The 925-nt window shown below is 75.5% G+C and carries 1 protein-coding gene; it reads right to left on the reverse strand.

Annotated elements, in window-relative coordinates:
* On the reverse strand, nt 1-757 hold a 757-nt coding region (locus AB8Z36_RS40865), incomplete at its 3' end, for an AfsR/SARP family transcriptional regulator (RefSeq protein ID WP_369218402.1).
* Nucleotides 758-925: the final 168 nt, after the last annotated feature.

A 925-nucleotide genomic window follows, 5' to 3' on the forward strand; every position in this document is an offset into this window, starting at 1 on the left:
GTGCCAGGCCCTCGGCGGCGGGCAGCAGCCCCTCGTCCGCCCGCAGAATGGCCTGGTGCAGCGCGCGCAGCTTCGGGCCCGGGTCGATCCCGAGCTCCTCGGCGAGCGCGGCGCGCCCCTCCTCGTACACGGTGAGCGCGTCCGCCTGGCGGCCCAACCGGTACAGGGCGAGCATCAGTTGGCCGCGCGGGCGCTCACGGGTGGGGTGCGTGGCGACGAGGGCGGTGAGTTCGGCGACCAGTTCCGTCTCGCGGCCCGTCCGTGCCAGATCCGCTGCGATCCGTTCCTCCAGGGCCGCCTGCCGGGCCTCCTCCAGCTGGTCGGCCATGGCCCGCAGGGTCTCCCCGATCCCGCCGAGAGCCGGACCGTGCCAGAGCGCGAGGGCCTCGCTCAGCAGCCGGGCCGCCCCCGCGTGATCGCCCTCGGCCGCCGCCCGCCTGCCGCGCGCGGTGAGCCGCTCGAACGCGGCACGGTCGACGACGTCGGCGTCGGCGTGGATCAGATAGCCGGGCGGACGTGTCTCGATCGCGTCGGCGGAGAGCGCGCGGCGCAGCGCGGAGACGTAGGACTGGATGAGCGAGCGCGCCGTGTCCGGCGGCCGTTCGCCCCAGATCGCGTCGATCAGGGCATCGGCCGACACCACCTGCCCCGGCTGGAGGAGGAGCGCCGCGAGCAGCGCACGGGGCTTGGGCCCGCCCAGGGCGAGACGGCGCCCTTCGTGCCATGCCTCGACCGGTCCGAGCAAGCGGTAGTGCATGTCCGTTCTCACGCCCGTCCCAGGGGTCCGCGACCGCCCCCGACCAACTGGTCATGGTACGTCCGCGAGGGCGCGGCCGGGATGCGATGCGGGGCAATCAGGCCAGTGGTACGGGGCTCCTGCAATGCGGGGCGCGGGAACGCGGAGGGCCGCCGGGGGCGGAGCACG

Source organism: Streptomyces flavofungini, from assembly GCF_041028215.1.
Taxonomy (GTDB): Bacteria; Actinomycetota; Actinomycetes; order Streptomycetales; family Streptomycetaceae; genus Streptomyces; species Streptomyces flavofungini_B.